Annotated in this window: 21 protein-coding genes, 2 tRNA genes and 1 pseudogene; 13 read left to right on the forward strand and 11 right to left on the reverse strand. The window is 73.8% G+C overall.

Annotated elements, in window-relative coordinates:
• Positions 1–183 precede the first annotated feature (183 nt).
• Together D1J60_RS09545 and D1J60_RS09550 are read right to left on the reverse strand one after the other, a co-directional pair.
• Positions 184–1,092, reverse strand: coding sequence for an SDR family oxidoreductase (locus tag D1J60_RS09545; protein WP_125820816.1), 909 nt, complete (start codon positions 1,090–1,092; stop codon positions 184–186).
• Between the two features lie 7 nt (positions 1,093–1,099).
• On the reverse strand, positions 1,100–1,864 hold the full coding sequence (locus D1J60_RS09550; protein WP_125820817.1) for an SDR family oxidoreductase: 765 nt from the start codon (positions 1,862–1,864) through the stop codon (positions 1,100–1,102).
• Between the two features lie 67 nt (positions 1,865–1,931).
• On the opposite strand from D1J60_RS09550, the gene D1J60_RS09555 reads away from it, so the two are divergent.
• From D1J60_RS09555 to D1J60_RS09570, 4 genes are read left to right on the forward strand one after another with little or no spacing between them, the layout of a single operon-like run.
• Positions 1,932–2,681: an enoyl-CoA hydratase family protein gene (locus D1J60_RS09555; RefSeq protein WP_125820818.1), complete on the forward strand. Its 750-nt coding sequence runs from the start codon at positions 1,932–1,934 to the stop codon at positions 2,679–2,681.
• Positions 2,678–3,529, forward strand: a complete 852-nt coding sequence (locus D1J60_RS09560; RefSeq protein WP_125820819.1) for a CoA-transferase — start codon at positions 2,678–2,680, stop codon at positions 3,527–3,529. Before D1J60_RS09555 ends, D1J60_RS09560 begins: the two co-directional genes overlap by 4 nt.
• Positions 3,526–4,272: a CoA-transferase gene (locus D1J60_RS09565; protein WP_125820820.1), complete on the forward strand. Its 747-nt coding sequence runs from the start codon at positions 3,526–3,528 to the stop codon at positions 4,270–4,272. Before D1J60_RS09560 ends, D1J60_RS09565 begins: the two co-directional genes overlap by 4 nt.
• Positions 4,273–4,307: 35 nt before the next feature.
• On the forward strand, positions 4,308–5,375 hold the full coding sequence (locus tag D1J60_RS09570) for a nitronate monooxygenase (protein WP_125820821.1): 1,068 nt from the start codon (positions 4,308–4,310) through the stop codon (positions 5,373–5,375).
• Positions 5,376–5,464: 89 nt separating this feature from the next.
• On the opposite strand, the gene D1J60_RS09575 is transcribed toward D1J60_RS09570, so the two are convergent.
• From D1J60_RS09575 to D1J60_RS09595, 5 genes are all read right to left on the reverse strand, one after another.
• A complete protein-coding gene (locus D1J60_RS09575; protein ID WP_125820822.1) occupies positions 5,465–7,144 on the reverse strand; it encodes a DEAD/DEAH box helicase in 1,680 nt (559 codons plus the stop codon).
• A gap of 101 nt (positions 7,145–7,245) precedes the next feature.
• Complete coding sequence (locus D1J60_RS09580) at positions 7,246–7,449, reverse strand: cold-shock protein (RefSeq protein WP_007263537.1); 204 nt, start codon at positions 7,447–7,449, stop codon at positions 7,246–7,248.
• 189 nt (positions 7,450–7,638) lie between these two features.
• Positions 7,639–8,796 carry an acetyl-CoA C-acetyltransferase gene (locus tag D1J60_RS09585; RefSeq protein WP_125820823.1) on the reverse strand — a complete coding sequence of 386 codons (1,158 nt, stop codon included), beginning with the start codon at positions 8,794–8,796 and terminating at the stop codon, positions 7,639–7,641.
• A 19-nt stretch (positions 8,797–8,815) separates the two neighbouring features.
• Positions 8,816–9,433 carry a TetR/AcrR family transcriptional regulator gene (locus tag D1J60_RS09590; protein WP_125820824.1) on the reverse strand — a complete coding sequence of 206 codons (618 nt, stop codon included), beginning with the start codon at positions 9,431–9,433 and terminating at the stop codon, positions 8,816–8,818.
• Between the two features lie 15 nt (positions 9,434–9,448).
• On the reverse strand, positions 9,449–10,231 hold the full coding sequence (locus tag D1J60_RS09595; protein WP_125820825.1) for an SDR family oxidoreductase: 783 nt from the start codon (positions 10,229–10,231) through the stop codon (positions 9,449–9,451).
• Positions 10,232–10,416: 185 nt separating this feature from the next.
• Between D1J60_RS09595 and D1J60_RS09600 the strand changes: the two genes are divergently transcribed.
• Positions 10,417–11,562 carry an acyl-CoA dehydrogenase family protein gene (locus D1J60_RS09600; RefSeq protein WP_125820826.1) on the forward strand — a complete coding sequence of 382 codons (1,146 nt, stop codon included), beginning with the start codon at positions 10,417–10,419 and terminating at the stop codon, positions 11,560–11,562.
• Positions 11,562–12,536 (forward strand): acyl-CoA dehydrogenase family protein, encoded by a 975-nt coding sequence (locus D1J60_RS09605; protein ID WP_125820827.1) that lies wholly within the window; start codon positions 11,562–11,564, stop codon positions 12,534–12,536. The genes D1J60_RS09600 and D1J60_RS09605 overlap by 1 nt, the downstream gene beginning before the upstream one ends.
• A 98-nt stretch (positions 12,537–12,634) precedes the next feature.
• On the opposite strand, the gene D1J60_RS09610 is transcribed toward D1J60_RS09605, so the two are convergent.
• Both D1J60_RS09610 and D1J60_RS09615 read right to left on the reverse strand, forming a co-directional pair.
• Positions 12,635–12,708, reverse strand: a tRNA-Lys gene (locus tag D1J60_RS09610).
• Positions 12,709–12,778: 70 nt separating this feature from the next.
• On the reverse strand, positions 12,779–13,108 hold the full coding sequence (locus tag D1J60_RS09615; protein WP_125820828.1) for a hypothetical protein: 330 nt from the start codon (positions 13,106–13,108) through the stop codon (positions 12,779–12,781).
• Between the two features lie 65 nt (positions 13,109–13,173).
• Here D1J60_RS09615 and D1J60_RS09620 point away from each other — a divergent pair.
• A tRNA-Ala gene (locus tag D1J60_RS09620) sits at positions 13,174–13,248 on the forward strand.
• A 3-nt stretch (positions 13,249–13,251) separates the two neighbouring features.
• Here D1J60_RS09620 and D1J60_RS09625 read toward each other — a convergent pair.
• Together D1J60_RS09625 and D1J60_RS09630 are read right to left on the reverse strand one after the other, a co-directional pair.
• Complete coding sequence (locus D1J60_RS09625; RefSeq protein WP_241253197.1) at positions 13,252–14,151, reverse strand: alpha/beta hydrolase; 900 nt, start codon at positions 14,149–14,151, stop codon at positions 13,252–13,254.
• Positions 14,148–14,876: a glucose 1-dehydrogenase gene (locus tag D1J60_RS09630; RefSeq protein ID WP_125820829.1), complete on the reverse strand. Its 729-nt coding sequence runs from the start codon at positions 14,874–14,876 to the stop codon at positions 14,148–14,150. Before D1J60_RS09630 ends, D1J60_RS09625 begins: the two co-directional genes overlap by 4 nt.
• A 218-nt stretch (positions 14,877–15,094) precedes the next feature.
• Here D1J60_RS09630 and D1J60_RS09635 point away from each other — a divergent pair, with 218 nt between their 5' ends.
• The 6 genes and pseudogenes from D1J60_RS09635 (at position 15,095) to D1J60_RS09660 (ending at position 19,109) form a co-directional block, all read left to right on the forward strand.
• Positions 15,095–15,754 (forward strand): helix-turn-helix transcriptional regulator, encoded by a 660-nt coding sequence (locus D1J60_RS09635; RefSeq protein ID WP_125820830.1) that lies wholly within the window; start codon positions 15,095–15,097, stop codon positions 15,752–15,754.
• 79 nt (positions 15,755–15,833) lie between these two features.
• Positions 15,834–16,562 (forward strand): VWA domain-containing protein, encoded by a 729-nt coding sequence (locus D1J60_RS09640; RefSeq protein WP_125820831.1) that lies wholly within the window; start codon positions 15,834–15,836, stop codon positions 16,560–16,562.
• Positions 16,563–16,591: 29 nt separating this feature from the next.
• Positions 16,592–17,101 (forward strand): pyridoxamine 5'-phosphate oxidase family protein, encoded by a 510-nt coding sequence (locus tag D1J60_RS09645; RefSeq protein WP_125820832.1) that lies wholly within the window; start codon positions 16,592–16,594, stop codon positions 17,099–17,101.
• A 61-nt stretch (positions 17,102–17,162) separates the two neighbouring features.
• Entirely contained in the window at positions 17,163–17,573 is a 411-nt protein-coding gene (locus D1J60_RS09650; RefSeq protein WP_125820833.1) for a hypothetical protein, read from the forward strand.
• A gap of 217 nt (positions 17,574–17,790) precedes the next feature.
• Positions 17,791–18,333, forward strand: a complete 543-nt coding sequence (locus D1J60_RS09655) for a UTRA domain-containing protein (protein ID WP_125820834.1) — start codon at positions 17,791–17,793, stop codon at positions 18,331–18,333.
• Positions 18,330–19,109 (forward strand): annotated as a pseudogene (locus D1J60_RS09660) (GntR family transcriptional regulator). Before D1J60_RS09655 ends, D1J60_RS09660 begins: the two are co-directional and overlap by 4 nt.
• Positions 19,110–19,170 lie beyond the last annotated feature (61 nt).

Genomic DNA, 19,170 nt, shown 5'->3' on the forward strand with positions numbered 1-19,170 from the left:
GGGAGGGTGGGATCGGGCCAACGCCGTGCCGGGTTGCCCCGGGGCCGGCTTCCTGGCCGGAACCGGCGGAGCCGGCGCCTCCGCCACCCCGCCCATCAGCCCGGCCCCGCCGCCCCTGATCCACCCCACCCCCCACGATGGCCGGTTCCCCCGGGAACGCACCGCACCCGCATCCGCCCGGGCCTAGCGGGCTCCGTACACCGGCTGTGCCGGCTCCGCGTCGGCGAGGAGCTTCGTGACGGCGGCCCCCGCCCCCGACGGGGTCCAGCGGGCGCCGCGGTCCGCCGTGGGGCCCGGCCGCCAGCCCTCCATCACCGTGATGCGGCCGCCCTCGACCTCGAACACCCGCCCCGTGACCCCCGCCGACTCCTCCGAGCCGAGCCACACCACCAGCGGGGACACGTTCTCCGGCGCCATCGCGTCGAAGCCCCCTTCCCGCGGCGCGGCCATCGACTCGGCGAAGGTCCGTTCCGTCATCCGGGTCCGCGCCGCCGGGGCGATCGCGTTGACCTGGACGCCGTAGCGGTCCATCTCGGCCGCCGCCACCAGCGTCAGGCCGAGGATCCCCGCCTTGGCCGCGCTGTAGTTGCCCTGGCCGACGGAGCCCAGCAGTCCCGCCCCCGAGGAGGTGTTGACCACCCGGGCGGCCCGCGGCCGCCCGGCCTTCGCCTCGGCCCGCCACCACGCGGCCGCCGCCCGCAGCGGCAGGAAGTGCCCCTTGAGGTGCACCCGCATCACCGCGTCCCAGTCGGCCTCCCCGAGGTTGACCAGCATCCGGTCCCGCAGGAACCCGGCGTTGTTGACCAGGGTGTCCAGGCCGCCGAACGCGGAGACCGCGCAGTCCACCAGCGAGGCCGCGCCCTCCTGCGAGGCGATGTCCCCGCCGTGCGCCACCGCCTCGCCGCCCCGTGCCCGGATCTCCTCGGCGACCAGCGACGCCGGGCTGTCCGGTCCGGGATGGCCGTCCAGGCCCACCCCGAGGTCGTTGACGACCACCCGCGCGCCCTCCGCCGCGAAGGCCAGGGCGTGGGCCCGGCCCAGCCCCCGTCCCGCGCCCGTCACGATCACCACGCGTCCGTCCGCAATGCCCATGTCCGCCTCAGCTCTCCTTGTTGACCGTTGCCGCGTCCAGGAACGCGGGCCGCTCCCCGCCGCCGTGCACCAGCAGGCTCGCGCCGCTCACGTAGCCGGCCCGGCCGGAGGCCAGGAACACCGCCGCCTCCCCCACGTCCGACGGCTCGGCCAGCCGTCCCAGCGGCACCGTGGCGCCGACCGCGGCGACACCCGCCTCGTCCCCGTAGTGCAGGTGCGCCAGCTCGGTCCGCACCATTCCCAGGACGAGCGTGTTGACGCGTACCTCGGGCGCCCATTCCACGGCCATCGAGCGGGCCAGGTTCTCCAGGCCCGCCTTCGCCGCGCCGTAGGCGGCCGTCCCGGGCGAGGGGCGGGTGCCGCTGACACTGCCGACCATGACGACCGAGCCGCGGCTCTCGCGCAGCCACGGGTACGCGGCGAGCGAGGCCGTCATCGGGGCCACCAGGTTGAGTTCGAGGACGCGGGCGTGCCGCTCGGCGCCGCCCTCCTCCAGCAGCCGGTACGGGGTCCCGCCGGCGTTGTTCACCAGGCAGTCGAGCCGCCCGTGGCGCTCGCCGACGGCGTCGAGGAACGCCCGTACGGCGGCCGGGTCGCGCAGGTCCACGGCGGTGAATGCGGCCCGCCGCCCGTGCGCCGCCACCGGCTCCCGCGGCGGACGCCGGGCGCAGACGACGACCTCCGCCCCGGCCGTGAGGAACGAGCGCGCGATCCCGGCGCCCACCCCCCGGGTTCCGCCGGTGACGACGACAACCCTCCCCTTGAGCTCCATCGGCTGCTACCTTCCTCACCTGGCAAGCACCTAACAAATGTTTGGTGGAAAGGTAGCTGATCCGCTCATGGGTGTCTCCACCTCCGGCCCGGCCAAGGGCATCGCACTCGTCACGGCCGACTTCCCGCCCGTCAACGCCCTCCCCGTCCAGGGCTGGTACGACCTGGCCGACGCGCTGCGCGCCGCCGGCCGGGACCCCGAGGTCCGCTGCGTGGTCCTGGCCGCCGAGGGCCGGGGCTTCAACGCCGGGGTCGACATCAAGGAGGTGCAGCGCGACAACGGGCACGGCGCCCTCATCGGCGCCAACCGCGGCTGCTACGAGGCCTTCGCCGCCGTCTACGAGTGCGAGGTGCCGGTGGTCGCCGCCGTGAACGGGTTCTGCCTGGGCGGCGGCATCGGCCTGGTCGGCAACGCCGACGCGATCGTGGCGGCCGAGGACGCCGTCTTCGGGCTCCCGGAGCTCGACCGGGGCGCCCTCGGGGCCGCCACCCACCTGGCCCGGCTCGTCCCGCAGCACCTGATGCGTGCCCTGTACTACACCTCGCGCACCGCCACCGCCGCCGAACTCCACGCGCACGGCTCGGTCTGGAAGGTGGTCCCGCCCGAACGGCTGCGCGAGACGGCCCTGGAGCTGGCGGCCGAGATCGCCAGGAAGGACGGCTACCTGATCCGCCTGGCCAAGGCGGCCATCAACGGCATCGACCCTGTCGACGTGCGCCGCAGCTACCGCTTCGAACAGGGCTTCACCTTCGAGGCCAACCTCAGCGGGGTCGCCGGCCGCGTCCGCGACACCTTCGGCAAAGGACGGACCGCATGACGGACAAGACGATGACCCCCGAAGAGGTGGTCGGCCGGCTGGGCAGCGGTATGACCCTCGGCATCGGCGGCTGGGGCTCCCGGCGCAAGCCGATGGCCCTGGTGAGAGCACTGCTCCGCTCCGGGATCACCGATCTCACCGTGGTCTCGTACGGCGGCCCCGACGTCGGGCTGCTGGCCGCCGCCGGACGGATCCGCAGGCTCGTCGCCCCCTTCGCCACCCTCGACTCCATCGCCCTGGAGCCCCACTTCCGGGCCGCCCGCGAGAGCGGGGCCCTCACCCTCACCGAGTACGACGAGGCCATGTTCATGTGGGGGCTGCACGCCGCCGCGAACCGGCTCCCCTTCATGCCCGTCCGGGCCGGCCTCGGCTCCGACGTCATGCGGGTCAACCCGGAACTGCGCACCGTCACCTCCCCGTACGCCGACGGCGAGGAGTTCGTCGCCGTCCCGGCCCTGCGCCTGGACGCGGCCCTGGTCCACCTCAACCGCGCCGACCGGCTCGGCAACGCCCAGTACCTGGGACCCGACCCCTACTTCGACGACCTCTTCTGCGAGGCCGCCGACGCCGCCTACGTCTCCTGCGAGCAGCTCGTGGAGACCGCCGAGCTGGCCAAGTCCGGACCCCCGCAGTCCCTCCTGGTCAGCCGGCACTCCGTCACCGGCGTGGTGGAGACCCCGAACGGCGCGCACTTCACCTCCTGCGCGCCCGACTACGACCGCGACGAGGCCTTCCAGAAGCTGTACGCCACCACCCCCTGGCCCGAGTTCGCCGCCCGCTTCCTGGCCGGCGGCAGCGAGCACGACTACCAGACCGCCATCCGGACCTGGCACGAGGAGCAGAAGTGACCGCCGCCACCGCCGCCACCGCCGCCACCCGAGCGGAGTACTGCGTGATCGCCTGCGCCGAGGCATGGCGCGGCAACGGCGAGGTCCTCGCCAGCCCGATGGGGCTGATCCCCTCCTTCGGGGCCCGGCTCGCCAAGCGCACCTTCTCCCCCGACCTGCTGCTCACCGACGGCGAGGCCCTGCTCGTCGGCCTCGACGGCACGCCCGAGGGCTGGCTGCCGTACCGCCGCCACCTGACGACGGTCACCGGCGGACGGCGGCACGTGATGATGGGCGCCAGCCAGATCGACCGGTACGGCAACCAGAACATCTCCTGCATCGGCGACTGGGAGCGGCCCACCCGCCAGCTCCTCGGGGTGCGCGGCGCACCCGTCAACACCCTGAACAACCCGGTCAGCTACTGGGTCCCCCGGCACTCCCCCCGGGTGTTCGTCGAGCGCGTCGACATGGTCAGCGGGGTGGGCTACGACCGCGCGGAGGCGGCGGGGGTGACCCGCTTCCACCGGCTGCCGCGGGTGGTCAGCGACCTCGGGGTCTTCGACTTCACCGGCCCGGACCACACGATGCGCCTGGTCTCCCTGCACCCGGGCGTCACGGTCGAGCAGGTCCGCGCGGCGACCGGGTTCGAGCTCGTGGTCGCGGACGAGGTCCCGTACACGCGCGAGCCCGGCGCCGAGGAACTGCGGCTGATCCGCGAGGTGATCGACCCCCGGGGCCTGCGCGACCGGGAAGTACGGGTCTGAGGCGCGGCGGCGAAGGAGCGAGGAGTCGGTCGGCGATGGAGACGGCATTCACCAGGCTGGTCGGGGTCCGGTACCCGATCGTGCAGACGGGCATGGGCTGGGTGGCCGGGCCGCGCCTGGTCTCGGCGGCGGCGAACGCGGGCGCGCTGGGGATCCTGGCCTCGGCGACGATGACCGTGGACCAGCTGCGGGCGGCGGTCCAGGAGGTCAGGTCCCGTACGGACGCGCCGTTCGGGGTGAACCTGCGCGCGGACGCCGGGGACGCGGCCGAGCGGGTGCGGCTGGTCATCGACGAGGGCGTACGGGTGGCCTCGTTCGCGCTCGCCCCCTCACAGGAGCTGATCGCCCGGCTGAAGGACGCCGGGGTGGTGGTGATCCCCTCGGTCGGGGCGCGCCGGCACGCCGAGAAGGTCGCGGCCTGGGGCGCGGACGCGGTGGTCGTGCAGGGCGGCGAGGGCGGCGGGCACACCGGTGACGTGGCCACGACGGTGCTGCTGCCGCAGGTGGTCGACGCGGTGGACGTCCCGGTGATCGCCGCGGGCGGCTTCAGCGACGGCCGGGGCCTGGTCGCGGCCCTGGCGTACGGGGCGGCGGGCATCGCGATGGGCACCCGTTTCCTGCTGACCTCCGATTCCACCGTCCCGGACGCGGTGAAGGGCGAGTACCTGAAGGCCACCGTCAAGGACGTCACCGTCACCACGGCCGTGGACGGGCTGCCGCACCGGATGCTGCGCAGCGAGCTGGTCACGGCGCTGGAGCGGTCGGGCCGGGCCGGGGCGCTGGCGCGGGCGGTGCGGCACGCGGCCGGTTTCCGGAAGCTGTCGGGCCTGTCCTGGGCGCGGATGGTGCGTGACGGCCTGGCGATGAAGCACGGCAAGGACCTGTCCTGGAGCCAAGTGCTGCTGGCGGCGAACACCCCGATGCTCCTGAAGGCGTCCATGGTCGAGGGCCGTACGGACCTCGGCGTCATGGCATCGGGCCAGGTCGCGGGGGTGATCGAGGATCTGCCGTCCTGTGCGGAGCTCGTCTCGCGGGTCATGGCCGAAGCACGGCAGGCGATGGAGGCACTGCACTCGCTCCACGCCCCGCCCCCACCGGGGTGATCCCCCTGGGGCCGGGCGGGCCGGGGAACGCGGACGCCGGGCGGGGCGCGATGCGCGCCGCCCGGCGTCCTCTCGTTCGTGCCGCGGGGTCAGACCGCCCGGCGGCGGCCCTGGCCGCCCGTGCCGACGCGGCTGCGCGCGGAGGCCGCGGCGGCACCGCCGCCGGAGGACGAGCCGCCGGAGCGCCGGCCCTGGGCGGGGGCGCCGCCGGTGCCCTGGCCGCCGCCCTGGCCGCGCCGGGCCTGCCCGGAGCCGGCGGCGGGGGCCTGCCCGGAGGCGGAGCCGCCGGAGCGCCGGCCGCGGCCGGCGCCCGCGGGGGCGGAGCCGGTCGCGGAGCCGCCGCGGGGGCCGCCCGAGCGGCGGCGCGGGGAACCGGAGCCGGAGCCCGAGCCGGTGCGCGCCTTGGGCTGCGGGGGCTGGGGGACCTCCAGCACGACGGGGACGCCGGAGGGCTCGCGGGCGCCGGTGAGCCGGGACAGCTCCTCGTCGGAGGACTTGACCTGCGCGGTGCGCGGGGTGATCCCGGCGTCCGACATCAGGCGGGACATGTCGCGCTTCTGGTCGGGCAGGACCAGGGTGACGACGCTGCCGGACTCGCCGGCGCGGGCGGTGCGGCCGCCGCGGTGGAGGTAGTCCTTGTGGTCGGTCGGCGGGTCCACGTTGACGACGAGGTCGAGGTCGTCGATGTGGATGCCGCGCGCGGCGACGTTGGTGGCGATCAGCGCGGTGACCTCGCCGGTCTTGAACCAGTCCAGGGTGCGGTTGCGCTGCGGCTGCGAGCGTCCGCCGTGCAGGCCGGAGGCGCGGACGCCGTCCGCCAGGAGCTTCTTGACCATGCGGTCGACCCCGCGCTTGGTGTCGACGAACATGATCACCCGGCCGTCGCGAGCGGCTATGCGCGTCGCCACGGCCTTCTTGTCGGTCTCGTCCATGACGTACAGGACGTGGTGCTCCATCGTGCTGACCGCACCGGCGGAGGGGTCGACGGAGAACGCGACCGGGTCGGTGAGGAACATCTTGACGAGCTTGTCGATGTTCTTGTCGAGGGTCGCCGAGAAGAGCATGGTCTGGCCGTCGGCCTCGACCTGCTTGAGCAGGGCGGTGACCTGCGGCATGAAGCCCATGTCGGTCATCTGGTCGGCCTCGTCGAGCACGGTGATCGAGACCTGCGAGAGGTCGGCGTCGCCGCGGTCGATGAGGTCCTTCAGCCGGCCGGGGGTGGCGACGAGGACCTCGGCGCCGCGGCGCAGGGCGCCGGACTGCCGGTTGATCGACATGCCGCCGACGACGGTCGCGATGCGCAGGTTGACGGCCGTGGCGTAGGGCGCCAGGGAGTCGGTGACCTGCTGCGCGAGCTCACGGGTCGGTACGAGGACCATCGCGAGCGGCTGCTTCGGCTGGGCGCGGCGGCCGGCGGTGCGGGCGAGCAGGGCCAGGCCGAAGGCCAGCGTCTTGCCGGAGCCGGTGCGGCCGCGGCCGAGCAGGTCGCGGCCGGCGAGCGAGTTCGGCAGGGTGGCGGCCTGGATGGGGAACGGCTCGGTGACGCCCTGGGCGGCGAGGGTCTTCAGCAGCGCCTCGGGCATGTCCATGTCCTCGAACGCGGCGACCGGCGGGAGGGCCGGTACCTGCGGTTCGGGCATGGTGAATTCCTGGGGCCGGGGGGCGGGGGCGGACTTCTGCCGTCCCGCGCCAGCCTTCGGACGTCCCTGGGCCGCACCTCGACCCCGGGTGGGGCGGCGGCTGGGGCGTGCGGAGCTGGAGCTGGTCATGCGGGAAAGCCCTCCTGAAACCGGCAGGTAGAACAAAGGTCGAGACAGCAGACAAGCCGGGGTCCGCACCTCGCGGTGCGGACCCCGGCATGCTGAAGAACTTAGGCGGGGAGGATGTTCTCCGCCTGGGGGCCCTTCTGGCCCTGGGTGACGTCGAACGTCACGCGCTGACCCTCGGTCAGCTCACGGAAGCCCTGGGTGGCGATGTTCGAGTAGTGGGCGAAGACGTCCGGGCCGCCGCCGTCCTGCTCGATGAAGCCGAAGCCCTTTTCCGAGTTGAACCACTTCACGGTACCGTTAGCCATTTGAATCTCCTGAATAGGCGGCAAGGGCCCCATCCGGGAGAATCCGGCAAAAACAATAAAAGCGCCTGCGGAGCAATCCCGTCAGGCGCACATAAAGTTCATGGGTACCACAACTGCAACGCCTCTAAGCTAGCACATCCTGGCCGGGCGGCGCTGCGACCCACGCCACCCGGCCCCGGCCCGCTCCGGCTACAGCCGCTCGATGATCGTCACGTTGGCCTGGCCGCCGCCCTCGCACATGGTCTGGAGGCCGTAGCGGCCGCCGGTGCGTTCCAGCTCGTGCAGGAGGGTGGTCATCAGCTTCACGCCGGTCGCGCCCAGCGGGTGGCCCAGCGCGATGGCGCCTCCGTTGACGTTGACCCGGTCCGGGTCGGCGCCGGTCTCCTTCAGCCAGGCCAGCACCACCGGCGCGAAGGCCTCGTTGATCTCGACCAGGTCGATCCCGTCCAGGGTGAGGCCGGTCTTCTTCAGGGCGTACGCGGTCGCCGGGATCGGGGCCGACAGCATGCGGATGGGGTCCTCGCCGCGGACCGACAGGTGGTGGATCCGGGCCCGGGGGGTCAGGCCGTGCTCGGCGACCGCCCGCTCGGAGGCGATCAGCATGGCCGCCGCGCCGTCGGAGACCTGGGAGGAGACGGCGGCCGTGATGGTGCCGCCCTCGACGACCGGCTTCAGGCCGGCCATCTTCTCCAGGGTGGTGTCCCGGCGCGGGCCCTCGTCCACGGCCACGTCCCCGTAGGCGACGGTCTCGCGGGCGAAGCGGCCCTCGTCGATGGCGCGGACCGCCCGCTGGTGGGAGCGCAGGGCGAACTCCTCCATGTCCTGCCGCGAGATCCCCCACTTCTCGGCGATGAGCTGCGCCCCGTGGAACTGGTTGACCGGCGCGTCCCCGTACCGGGCCCGCCAGCCGGCCGATCCCGCGTAGGGGCCCTCGGTGAAGCCCAGCGGCTCGGCGGCCCGCCGGGAGGCGAAGGCGATGGGGATCATCGACATGTTCTGGGTGCCGCCGGCGACCACCAGGTCCTGGGTGCCGGACAGGACGCCCTGCGCGGCGAAGTGCACGGCCTGCTGCGAGGACCCGCACTGCCGGTCGACGGTGACCCCGGGGACCTCCTCGGGCAGGCCGGCGGCCAGCCACGCCGTCCGGGCGATGTCCCCCGCCTGCGGCCCGACGGTGTCCAGGCAGCCGAACACCACGTCCTCCACCGCGGCCGGGTCCACCCCGGACCGCTCGACCAGTGCCTTCAGGACGTGCGCGCCCAGGTCGGCGGGGTGCACGGCGGACAGGCCGCCGCCGCGCCGTCCCACGGGGGTGCGTACGGCGTCGACTATGTAGGCCTCGGGCATGGCGGGCTCCTCAACGGGGTCAGGGGCGTACGGCGATCCCGTCCAGCACCATCGACAGGTACTGGCGGGCGATCTCCTCGGGGCTGTGCTGGCCGCCCGGCCGGTACCAGGACGCCGCGACCCACACCGTGTCGCGGACGAAGCGGTAGGTGAGGCGGATGTCGAGGTCGGCGCGGAAGACCTGGGCGGCGACGCCCCGCTCCAGCGTCCCCAGCCAGGCCTTCTCGAACTTGACCTGCGAGTCGGAGAGGTAGTGGAAGCGGGGCTGCGTACAGAGGGTGCGGGCCTCCTTCTGGTAGATGGCGACGGCGGCACGGTGCCGGTCGATCTCCCGGAAGGACTCGGTGACGAGGGCCTCGATGGTCTCCCTGGGACCGAGGCCGGCGGCGAGGACGGTGTCGTACCCCGCCCACAGCTCGTTCAGGAAGGCCGAGAGGATCTCGTCGAGCATCGATTCCTTGGAATCGAAGTGGTAGTAGAGGCTGCCGGCGAGCATCCCCGCGGCGTCGGCGATCTTGCGGACGGTGGTGGCGTTGTATCCCTGGGCGGCGAAGACCTCGGCGGCGGTGTCCAGGAGTTCCCGGCGACGCTCCGGCGAGGCGGTCACCTGTGTCTTCTTCGGCTTGTTCGTTGGCACGGGCCCATTCTCGGCCTACGCGCGCTGGCTGCTGACCGACACCGTCTCGCCCGTCATGTACGACGAGTAGCCGCTGACCAGGAAGACGATGACGTTGGCGATCTCCCACGGTTCGGCGTACCGGCCGAAGGCCTCGCGGGCCGTCAGTTCGTCCAGCAGTTCCGCGCTGGTGACCTTCACCAGGTGCGGGTGCATGGCCAGGCTGGGGGCGACCGCGTTGACGCGTACGCCGAACTCCGCGGCCTCCAGGGCCGCGCAGCGGGTGAGGGCCATGACCCCCGCCTTGGCGGCGGCGTAGTGGGCCTGGCCGGTCTGGGCGCGCCAGCCGATGACGGAGGCGTTGTTGACGAGGACCCCGCCGCGCCCGGAGGCCTTCAGGGAGCGCAGTGCGGCGCGGGTGCAGCGGAAGGTGCCGTTCAGGGTGACGTCGAGGACCCGGTCCCATTGTTCGTCGGTCATGTCGACGAGGTGGGCGGTGCCGCCGAGGCCGGCGTTGTTGACGACGACGTCGAGGCCGCCGTGGAGTTCCCCGGCGTGCGCGAAGAGGGCCGCCACCTGTTCCCCGGAGGTGACGTCGCAGGGCAGGGAGGCGATGCGGCCGGGCCCGAACTCGGCGGCGAGGGCGTCCTCGGTCTCCTTCAGGCGCCGGGCGTGGGCGTCGCTGATCAGGACGGTGGCGCCCTCCTCCAGGAAGCGGCGGGCGGTGGCGCCGCCGATGCCGGCCCCGGCGGCGGCGGTGATGACGGCGGTGCGGCCTTCGAGGAGCCCGTGGGCCGGGACGTACGCGGGGGCGGTCATGCCCGTACCTCTTTCGCACGGCCGGGTTCCCGGGCGCGGAACTCGTCGGCGCTCTCGACGCTGCTCATGGCCGTACGTTAACCTACCAAACACTTGTTAGGGAAGGATGTCCCGATGCCCGCCGCCCACGCCCCTGCCGCAGACACCCTGGCCCGACCGGCCGCCCCGAAGGAGGCGAGCCCCCGGTGAACCTCGACCACTCCCCCGAGGTGGAGGCCTTCCGGGCCGAGGCCCGCGACTGGCTCCGCTCCCACGTCCCGGACCGCCCCCTGCCCTCCCTGGAGACCGAGGAGGGCTTCGCCGCGCACCGTGCGTGGGAGGCGCTGCTGCACGGGGACCGCTGGTCGGCGGTGTCCTGGCCCGAGGAGTACGGGGGCCGGGGCGCGGACATCGAACGGTGGCTCGTCTTCGAGGAGGAGTACTGGGCCGCGGGCGCGCCCGGCCGGGTCTCCCAGAACGGCATCAGCCTCCTCGCCCCCACCCTCTTCGACCACGCCACCCCCGAGCAGCGGGCGCGCGTCCTGCCCTCCATGGCGAGCGGCGAGGTGGTCTGGGCGCAGGCCTGGTCGGAACCGGAGTCCGGCTCCGACCTGGCCTCGCTCAGCTCCCGGGCGGTGCGCACGGAAGGCGGCTGGCTGCTGCACGGGCAGAAGACCTGGTCCTCCCGGGCCGCCTTCGCCGACCGGGCCTTCGGCATCTTCCGTACCGACCCCGCGGCGCCGAAGCCGCACCAGGGCCTGACCTACCTGATGTTCGACCTGCGGGCCCCCGGCGTGACCGTACGGCCCATCGGCCGCCTCGACGGCAAGCCGGCCTTCGCGGAGCTCTTCCTGGACGGGGTGTTCGTCCCCGACGAGGACGTGATCGGCGAGCCGGGGCAGGGCTGGCGGATCGCGATGTCGACCACCGGCAACGAGCGGGGCCTGACCCTGCGCTCCCCCGGCCGGTTCCTGGCCGCCGTCGACCGGCTGACCCGGCTGTGGCGCGAGCGGGGCGACCCCGCCGACACGGCGCTGCGCGACCGGGTCGCCGACGCGGTCGTCGGGGCCCGCGCCTACGAGCTGTTCACCTGGGCGGGCGCCTCCCGCTTCGCGGAGGGCGGGCGGATCGGCGCCGAGTCCAGCCTGAACAAGGTGTTCTGGTCCCAGTACGACATCGCCCTGCACGAGACGGCCCTGGACCTGCTCGGCCCGGACGCGGAACTGGCGTCGGGCGCCTGGGCGGAGCCGTGGCTGTTCTCCCTCGCCGGGCCGATCTACGCGGGCACCAACGAGATCCAGCGCGACATCATCGCCGAGCGGCTGCTCGGCCTCCCGAAGGGCCGCCGCTGATGCGCTTCCTGCCGACCGGGGAACAGTGCGACTACGCCCGTACCCTGCGCTCCCTGCTGGGCGCGGCCGCGGTCCCGGCGGCGGTACGGGCCTGGGCGGCCGGGGAGCACGGGCCCGGGCGGGCGCTGTGGTCCTCCCTCGCCGGGACGGGCCTGTTCGCGCTGGCCGTGCCGGAGGCGTACGAGGGGCTGGGCCCGCTGCCGGTGGAGCTGGCGCTCGGCTTCGTGGAGTTGGGGCGGGCGGGGGTGCCGGGCCCGGTGGTGGAGACGGCGGCGGCCGCGGTGCTCCTCGCCGCCCTGGGCGACGAGGCCCTGTCGAAGCGCTTCCTGCCGGGGCTCGCCTCGGGCGGGGCGTCGGCGACGGTGACGCTGCCGGGCGGCTCCCCGTACGCCCTGGACGCGGACGCGGTGACGCACCGCTTCACGGTGACGGAGGCCGGCGAACTGCGGCTGGCCGCCGGCCCCGGCGACCCGCTGTCCTCCACGGACCCGGCGAGGCGGCTGTACCGGCCCCCCGCGGACGGGGAGCTGCTGGCGGCGGGCCCGGAGGTGGCGGCGGCCGCGGGTACGGCCCTGCGCTGGGCTCGGCTGCTGACGGCGGCGCAGTGCCTGGGCGTGGGCGAGGCCCTGCTGGCGCGGACGGTCGAGTACGCGAAGCAGCGCACCCAGTTCGGGACGCCGATCGGCGGTTTCCAGGCGGTCAAGCACCGGCTGGCGGACACCCTGCTGGCGCTGGAGTTCGCCCGGCCGCTGCTGTGGGCGGCGGCGCTGTCCCTGTCCCCCCGGGACGTGGCGGCGGCGAAGCTGACCGCCGGCGAGGCGGCGTACGCGGCCGCGCTCACCGCCCTCCAGCTGCACGGCGCGGTCGGCTACACGGAGGAACTGGACCTCTCCCTGTGGCTGCGCAAGGCCCGCCCGCTGCGCGACGCGTGGGGCACGCCGTCGCGGTGCCGGGCGGAGGTGGTGGCGGGCTGAGTGGTGCCTTTCGGATCTTGCCTGACCCGCGCGGCCCGGGTGGAAACGACTTCGGGCGGCCCCCGGTGGACTGAACCGGAAACCGCCCGAAGGACAGGTGCGCCGCCAGGGACTCGAACCCCGGACCCGCTGATTAAGAGTCAGCTGCTCTAACCAACTGAGCTAGCGGCGCCTCGACAGGAAAAATACCCGGTCCGGCGGGGTCTTCCAAATCGCCGCCGGCCCGGCGGGACCCCTACCCCCTACCCCCGCCGCCCCCGCCGGCGGCGCCCCCGCAGGGACAGCCGCAGCAGCACCGCCGTCTGGAACAGCAGCAGCACCCCGAGCCCCACCGCGGCGGGCAGGCCGCGCCCCTCCCAGGCCGTGGCCCCCAGCCGGGCGGCCCCGACCGCGGTCAGCGCGACCAGGAAGCGCCCCCCGAGCTCCGCCTCGGTGCCGTGCGGTACGGCCGAGCCGGCCACGAACACCGCCAGCAGCACGGGGATCCACGGCGTCCCGGGCTCGCGCAGCAGCGCGGCGGCCGCGGCCTCCACGGCCAGGAGCAGGAGCAGGCGCAGCAAGAAGGCGGGCATGGACACATCATGCAGTCGATATCCCGGTGCGGACCCCGCCCGGTGCCGCCTAAGATCCAGCCCAGGCGGGGTCGTAGCACAGAGGTAGTGCGCCTACACAGCATGGAGGAGGACGCCGGTTCGAATCCGGCCGCCCCGCCCCCTCATCCCACCGGCTCCGTCGCCGCCAGCCAGGCCGCCGCTCCCGCCACCGCCGCCCGCGCGGCCGGCAGCGGGAGGCCCAGGAAGCCGTGGAAGACACCGGGGTGGAGGCGGACCTCGCAGTCGACGCCCGCCTCCCCCAGCCGGCGCGCGTACGCCAGCCCCTCGTCCCGCAGGACGTCGCAGTCCGCGAGGACGATCAGCGTGCGCGGCAGCCCCGACAGGTCGGCGGCCCGCAGCGGCGAGACGTGCGGGTGGGCGGGGTCGCCGCCGTACTGGTCCCAGTACCAGGCCATGTGCGCGGCGGTGTGGAAGTACCCCCGCCCGTACGCCGCCACCGACTCGGAGCCCATGGAGGCGTCCAGCGGTGGGTACGCCAGCAGCTGCCCGGCGACCAGGCCGGGGGCCCGCAGCGCGGTGACCGCCGCCAGGTTGCCCCCGCTGGAGTCGCCCGCCACCACCACGCGGGCCGGGTCGCAGCCCAGCCGTTCCGCCCCGGTCCGCGCCCACAGCAGTACGGCCAGCGCGTCGTCGGCCGCCGCGGGCCAGGGGTGTTCCGGGGCGAGCCGGTAGTCGGCGGAGACGACCACCGCCCCGGAGGCCGACGCCAGGGCACGGCACAGGGCGTCGTGGGTGTCCGGGCCGCACATCACCCACCCGCCGCCGTGGAAGTACACCGCCAGCGGCCGGCCCGCCGCCCCGGGCGCGGGGTCGTACACCCGCACCGGCACACCGCCCGCGGTGGTGTCGTACACGGAGGCCAGATCCGGCCCCGCCGGGCGGCCCGGGGCGCCGGCGGCCACCGCGGCCCGCAGGGCGGCCGCGTCCCCGGGGCCGGGGAACCCGGCGGCCATCGCGTCGCACAGCCGCCGCGCGTCCGGCGACAGCCCGTCCCGGGTCACCGCGCCGTCATCCCGCCGTCGACCGCGAACTCCGCGCCGGTGACGTACGAGGACGCGTCCGAGCACAGGAACAGCACCAGCTCCCCGACCTCCCCCGGCCGGCCCATCCGGCCCAGCGGGACGTGCGACCAGTCCCGCCCCGCGACGGCGTCGGCCACCATCGGGGTGTCAATGGCCCCGGGGTGCACCGAGTTGACCCGAATGCCGTCCGGGGCCAGGTCCAGCGCCGCCGAGCGGGTCAGTCCGCGCAGGCCGAACTTGGTGGAGCCGTAGGCCGCGTGGCCGGGGATGCCGACGAGCCCGGCGGTGGAGGAGACGTTGACGACGGAGCCTCCCCCGCCGGCGCGCAGCACGGGGGCGACGGCCCGGATCCCGAGGAAGGGGCCGAGCAGGTTGACCCGCAGCAGTTCCTCGAAGCCCTCGGGGCTCTGTTCCTCGACGTGCGCGGTGCGCCACAGAGCGGCGTTGTTGACCAGCGCGGAGATGGTCCCGAAGGCGGCGACCGCCTCGCGCACCACCCCGGCCCAGCTGTCGGCGTCGGCCACGTCGTGGCGTACGTACAGGCCCTGGCCGCCCAGTTCGGCGGCGACCGCCCGGCCCTCCTCCTCGCGGAGGTCGGTGACGACGACCCGCGCCCCGGCCCCGGCGCACAGCCGGGCCTCGGCGGCGCCCTGGCCGCGGGCGGCACCGGTGATGACGACGACCTTGCCCTCGAGCGACACCATCTCAGGCCCCCGGGGGGCGAGCGGGGTCGAAGCCCATCTCCTCGACGAGGCCGGTCCGTTCGACGCGGTCGTGGACCGGGCCGACGAGCCGGGCCCCGAAGGGCATCGAGAACTTCACGGGGGTCCCTCCTGCCGGAGTCATACCTAAGAGGAATACTTCTAACAGGCATGCCCCTTCGGGGGAAGAGGGCCGCGGGACCGGTCGTAGACTGCGCTGCGTGGCAGACGAGACGGCCGAGACGGCAGACGAGACGTCGGCGGGCACGAACCCGCGCCCCCTCCCCGCGACCAGCTGGGCGGTGCTCGGGCTGCTCTCCTTCGGCGAGGAGCTCTCCGGCTACGACCTGAAGAAGTGGTCCGACCGGTCGCTTCGCTTCTTCTACTGGAGCCCGTCCTTCAGCCAGATCTACAGCGAGCTCAAGCGGCTGGAGAAGGCCGGCTACGCCTCCTCGCGGATGGTCGCCCAGGACACCGGCACCCGCGACAAGCGCGTCTACCGGATCACCGGCGCGGGCATGGACGCCGTACGGACCTGGGCGCGCGAGGCGCCGGTCGACCCGCCGGTGCTCAAGCACGGGCCGATGCTGCGGCTGTGGCTGGGCCACCTGCTGGAACCGGAGCAGATGCGCGAAGTCCTGAGCCGCCACCAGGAGTTCGCGGAGGACATGCGCCGCCGCGCGGAGGCCGACGCCGAGAGCGCCAAGGACGAGGCGGCCTGGGCGTACCCCACCCTGACCCTCAAGTGGGCCGAGCGGTACTACACCTCCGAGCGGGACCTCGCGGCCGCGATGCTGGAGGACATCGACGCCCTGGAGGCGGCCCGCGCCGCCGCGGGGGCCGCCGGGAGCCCTGCCGGGAAGTCCGCCGACCACCCGTAGCGGCGGCGGAAGCCGGAGCGGCGCCCGCCCGGCGCGCACCCGGCCCGGCCGCACCGCCCGCTGCCGTACCCTCGGCCGCATGACGGGCAGCGCGATCGACCTCCGCAAGATCGAGGAGACGGCCCCGGCGCTCGTGAACCTCTACAAGAGCGCCGGCACCTCCCTCTCCCGGCACGGTCTGGAGGGCGGCCGCGCCTCGGTGTACCTGGTCCTGGACTACTCCGGGTCCATGCGGCCCTACTACGACGACGGCAGCGTGCAGGCCTTCGCCGACCGCGTCCTGGGCCTCTCGGCGCACCTCGACACCGACGGCCGGGTCCCGGTGGTGTTCTTCTCTACGGACGTCGACGCGGTCGAGGAGGTCACCCTGGCGAACCACGAGGGGCGGGTCACGGCGACGGCGGCCCGGCTCGGCCACATGGGCAAGACCTCCTACCACCTGGCGATGGACGCGGTCATCGACCACTACCTCGACTCGGGCTCCGACGATCCGGCCCTGGTCGTCTTCCAGACGGACGGCGGCCCGGTCAGCAAGCTCGCCGCCGAGCGCTACCTCTGCAAGGCGGCCCGCCTCCCGCTCTTCTGGCAGTTCGTCGGCTTCGGCAACACGCGCAGCACCCAGTTCGACTTCCTGCGCCGCCTCGACGAACTGCCTGTGCCCGGGAAACGGATCGTGGACAACGCGGGCTACTTCCACGCCGGCCCCGACCCGCGCGCGGTCCCGGACGCCGAACTCTACGACCGCCTCGTCTCCGAGTTCCCGGCCTGGCTGACGGCGGCACGCGCGGCGGGCATCGTGCGCGCCTGACATCCCTGCCCGGGTGCTTTCATAACGCCATGACGACGAACAACTGGGCAGCGTTCGAGAAGGCGGAACCGGAGTTCGCGGAGGCCGTGCGGGCCCGCTTCGCACGCTTCCCGCACCACGTCCTGGCCACCCTGCGCAAGGACGGCTCCCCCCGGGTCGCCGGACTCAACGTCGACTTCCGCGGCGGGGAACTGTGGCTCGGCATGATGGCGGGCTCGATGAAGGCCCGCGACCTCCAGCGCGACCCGCGCTTCGCCCTGCACACCAACCCGGGCGAGGGCATGGCCATGCCCGACGGGGACGTCCGCATCTCCGGGCGGGCGGTGGAGATGGTGGACCCGCCCGAACTGCACCGGTACGCGGAGGAGACCGACACCCCGCACCCCTTCCACCTCTTCCACGCCGACCTGACCGAGGTGGTCCACATCGCGGTGGACGGCGACGAACTGGTCATCCGCACCTGGACCCCGACCCGAGGCCTGCACACCCTCCGCCGCGGCAACGACGACGAACCCCCGCGCGAGGTCCCGGCCGACTGAGGCCTTGTCAGTGCCGCCCCCTACGGTGAACGGACCGTCACTCGGCACCGAGGGGGAACACATGGCACGCAAGGCACTCACGCTCGCGGCCCTCACCGCGGCACTGACCCTGTTCACCGGAGCGGCCCAGGCCTCCGCGGCCGGGGAACTGATCGGCTATCCGGGCCCGGACGGGGTGATCTGGGTCCCGGAGGTCACCGGTTCCAGCGGCTTCGTCTCGGGCGGCCTCAACGCCCACCTGGACACGTACACCACCTTCGCCTGCGAGGGCGACGGCAGCATCGAGGTGACCTTCGTCCTCGCCAACCACCCGGACCGCAACCCGGCCCCCTTCACCCTGCCCTGCGCCCCGGACTCCCCCACCCGCATCACGGTCCCCCTCGGCCCGGGCCTGTCGGGCGGCTTCGGCGCCACGGTGACCGCCTCGTCCCCGTCGATACGCTGGGGCGCGGTCGTGGTCCAGCCGGAGTAACCCCGCGAAGAACGCAGTGCCCGTCTCCCCCCGCAGGACGAGACGGGCACTGCGAGAACCCCCGCCACGCCATTCAGCCCTCCGGCAGCCGAAAGGCAACGCAAGCCGTCTTGCCGACCTCCTCGTCCCGAACCTCGAACTCTGCACCAGCCACAGCCCGTCGACGTCGTCGCATAGCGTGGGGGCGAAGCATCACCTGGGACGCGCCGGAGGCATCGTGACCAGCAACGAGTGGACGAGCAGCTCCATGCCGTACCTGACGCCACGTACCGCAGGGGACGTCGACGCCTGGACCGAGGAAGCCCGTGGTGCAGGTCGGCGGGGAAGCCAGCGCATCGTGCACGCCGGAGGGGTGCCGGCTCCGGCCGCTGTGGGCCTGATGCTCGGCCTGACGGACGGGGCCACGGTCGTCGTACGCCGCAGGATCATCGAACTCGACGACGAGCCGACCGAGCTGACGGACACCTACTACCCGGTGGCCATCGCCCTCGGCACCCCACTGGCCGGCACGGCGAAGATCCGCGGCGGCGCCGTGACCCTGCTGGCCACGCTCGGCCACGTCGGCGTACGGGTGGTCGAGAACGTGACCGCCCGCATGCCCAGCGACGAGGAGCGCGAGCAGCTCCGACTCGGCACGGGGGAACCGGTCCTGCAACTCGCCCGCACCACGTACGACTCGGCGGATCACGCGATCCAGGCAGACGTCATGGTCATGCCCGCCGGACGCCAGCAGTTGCGGTACGAGATCAGGATCGGATGACCTTGCCCATGCCCGAAGCCGAGGGAATCGACCCCCGACCCCTCCATGCCCGCATCGCCGCCGAACTTCGGGACGAGATCATGAGCGGCGACCTCGCGGCGGGAGCCAAGCTCCCGTCCACCGCCCGGCTGAAGACCCGCTTCGACGCGTCCAACGCCACCATCCAGAAAGCCGTCCAGCTCCTCAAGGACGAGGGCCTGGCGATCGGCCGCGCGGGCGCGGCGGTAACCGTGCGGGACAACCGCCAGCGGACCGTGCGGCCGGCCCGCTCACTCGAACCGGCGGCCGACGGAGCCACGTTCCCGTAGCTTCTCGAGGTGGCCGAAGGCCGTTCGGCGGCGCGCAGCTCTCTGCTTGCCGTCGGGGAGGCACAAGTCACCGGTGACGTGGCGCAGGCCCTCGTCCTTCCACAGGGCGGCTCAGCCGTGTGCCGCCGCCAGCTGATCAGCATCGACGGCGAGCCGGCGGAGCTGGTCACCTCGTACTACCCGCTGGACATCGCGAGTGGCACAGCGCTGGTCGAGGAGCAACGGATCAAGGGCGGCACCCCGAGCCTGTTGACCGCGCTCGGGTTCCCGCCACGCCGCAGCGTCGACCGGGTTTCGGCCCGGGTCCCGACGCAGGGGCAGTGCACCGCCCTACGGCTCCCGGGAGGCCTTCCGGTCCTCAGGACACTGCGCACGGTGTACGGCCCCGACAACCGTCCCATCGAGGTCACCGTCATGATCAAGGCAGGGCACCTCTACGAGCTCGAGTACGAGTTCAGCGCCGAGTAGCCGCACGGAAACGCCACCGCGCCCGCCATCCCTGGTCGGGGACATGGCGGGCGCGGGTCGG

The organism is Streptomyces sp. W1SF4 (assembly GCF_003950035.1).
GTDB classification, from domain to species: domain Bacteria; phylum Actinomycetota; class Actinomycetes; order Streptomycetales; family Streptomycetaceae; genus Streptomyces; species Streptomyces racemochromogenes.

What these genes read in the sequence shown, in the direction of transcription:
- D1J60_RS09650 (WP_125820833.1), top strand. Translation starts at nt 17,163, where the DNA reads ATGGCACGCAAGGCACTCACGCTCGCGGCCCTCACCGCGGCACTGACC.
- D1J60_RS09560 (WP_125820819.1), top strand. Translation starts at nt 2,678, where the DNA reads ATGACGGACAAGACGATGACCCCCGAAGAGGTGGTCGGCCGGCTGGGC.
- D1J60_RS09545 (WP_125820816.1), bottom strand. Translation starts at nt 1,092, where the DNA reads ATGGGCATTGCGGACGGACGCGTGGTGATCGTGACGGGCGCGGGACGG.
- D1J60_RS09640 (WP_125820831.1), top strand. Translation starts at nt 15,834, where the DNA reads ATGACGGGCAGCGCGATCGACCTCCGCAAGATCGAGGAGACGGCCCCG.
- D1J60_RS09585 (WP_125820823.1), bottom strand. Translation starts at nt 8,796, where the DNA reads ATGCCCGAGGCCTACATAGTCGACGCCGTACGCACCCCCGTGGGACGG.
- D1J60_RS09630 (WP_125820829.1), bottom strand. Translation starts at nt 14,876, where the DNA reads ATGGTGTCGCTCGAGGGCAAGGTCGTCGTCATCACCGGTGCCGCCCGC.
- D1J60_RS09580 (WP_007263537.1), bottom strand. Translation starts at nt 7,449, where the DNA reads ATGGCTAACGGTACCGTGAAGTGGTTCAACTCGGAAAAGGGCTTCGGC.
- D1J60_RS09575 (WP_125820822.1), bottom strand. Translation starts at nt 7,144, where the DNA reads ATGACCAGCTCCAGCTCCGCACGCCCCAGCCGCCGCCCCACCCGGGGT.
- D1J60_RS09595 (WP_125820825.1), bottom strand. Translation starts at nt 10,231, where the DNA reads ATGACCGCCCCCGCGTACGTCCCGGCCCACGGGCTCCTCGAAGGCCGC.
- D1J60_RS09615 (WP_125820828.1), bottom strand. Translation starts at nt 13,108, where the DNA reads ATGCCCGCCTTCTTGCTGCGCCTGCTCCTGCTCCTGGCCGTGGAGGCC.
- D1J60_RS09570 (WP_125820821.1), top strand. Translation starts at nt 4,308, where the DNA reads ATGGAGACGGCATTCACCAGGCTGGTCGGGGTCCGGTACCCGATCGTG.
- D1J60_RS09605 (WP_125820827.1), top strand. Translation starts at nt 11,562, where the DNA reads ATGCGCTTCCTGCCGACCGGGGAACAGTGCGACTACGCCCGTACCCTG.
- D1J60_RS09550 (WP_125820817.1), bottom strand. Translation starts at nt 1,864, where the DNA reads ATGGAGCTCAAGGGGAGGGTTGTCGTCGTCACCGGCGGAACCCGGGGG.
- D1J60_RS09555 (WP_125820818.1), top strand. Translation starts at nt 1,932, where the DNA reads ATGGGTGTCTCCACCTCCGGCCCGGCCAAGGGCATCGCACTCGTCACG.
- D1J60_RS09645 (WP_125820832.1), top strand. Translation starts at nt 16,592, where the DNA reads ATGACGACGAACAACTGGGCAGCGTTCGAGAAGGCGGAACCGGAGTTC.